1 protein-coding gene is annotated in these 1,311 nt (G+C 67.6%); it reads left to right on the forward strand.

The genetic code is table 11. The features are described from left to right. Positions 1-125: 125 nt before the first annotated feature. Positions 126-1,277, forward strand: a complete 1,152-nt coding sequence (locus tag CF165_RS49670) for an IS481 family transposase (RefSeq protein ID WP_093954558.1) — start codon at positions 126-128, stop codon at positions 1,275-1,277. Positions 1,278-1,311: the final 34 nt, after the last annotated feature.

The raw sequence follows: 1,311 nt of genomic DNA on the forward strand, positions 1-1,311 counted from the left end.
TGTCGCAGCTCAGGACATCGCCGACAGTTGATGTCTCAGGACATCGCGGACACTGACCGGCCTGTCGGCGTGGTGACCAGGGCTTGTGTGGTGATCATGCAGCGATGGGCAGAGCAGGGTTTTCGATGGATCCTGAGTTCGTCGCCGCGGTCGCCCGGGTCGCTCACGGCGAGAAGATCAACGTGGCGCGGTTCTGCCACGAGCACGGCCTGTCCCGGGACACCTTCTACAAGTACGTGGCCCGGTTCCGGGCCGAGGGCGCAGACGGGTTCACCCGCCGCAGCACCGCCCCGCACCACCACCCGACCGCCCTGGGCGCGGGGGTGGCCGAGGCGGTGCTGCGGGCCCGCAAGGAACTCGCCGAGCAGGGCCTCGACAACGGCCCGATCTCCATCCGCTGGAGACTCGAAGACACCGGGTTCACCCCGCTGCCGTCGCGGGCCTCGATCCACCGCATCCTGCGCGCCCACGGCCACATCGTGGCCCAGCCACGCAAGAAACCGAAAGCGCGCCGCCGGTTCGAATACGCCGACCCCAACGGCTGCTGGCAGATCGACGGCATGGAGCACTACCTCGCCGACGGCACCAAGGTCTGCATCCTCCAGATCCTCGACGACCACTCCCGCCTCGACGTCGGCACCTACGCCGCGGACAGCGAAAACGGCGCAGACACCTGGGCCGCCCTGCAACAGGCCTTCGCCGGCTACGGCCTGCCCGTCAGGCTGCTCTCGGACAACGGGCTGGCCTTCACCGGCAAACACCGCGGCCGGATGGTCGAACTGGAACGCCACCTCGCCGAACTCGGCGTCACCACCATCGCCTCCACCCCGCACCACCCGCAGACCTGCGGCAAAGACGAACGCGCCCACCAGACCCTGCAAAAATGGCTCGCCGCCCGACCCCCAGCCGACAATCTCGCTGCCCTGCAACAGCTTCTCGACCAATACCGGCAGATCTACAACAACCGCCGCCACCAAAGCCTCGACGGCCAGACACCCCAGCAACGCTACGCCGTCCGCCCGAAAGCCACCCCCGCCACCGGTCCCCGCCAGCCCAGCGGCACCACCGAACGCCCCATCTCCGCGACCGGGGTGATCGCCTTCTCCGGCTGCTCCATCGTCCTCGGACGCACCTGGGCCCACCACACCGCCACCGTCTACTGGCAAGGCGACCGCGTCACCGTCATGGTCGACGACACAGTCGCCCGCCAGCTCACGCTAAACCGCTCGGTACGCTACCAACGCCTCACCAACCACAAACTGTCCGGAAAGTCCTGAGACATATCTGTCTGTGAGGTCCTGAGACAGCACA

The organism is Amycolatopsis vastitatis, from assembly GCF_002234595.1.
Lineage (GTDB): Bacteria > Actinomycetota > Actinomycetes > Mycobacteriales > Pseudonocardiaceae > Amycolatopsis > Amycolatopsis vastitatis.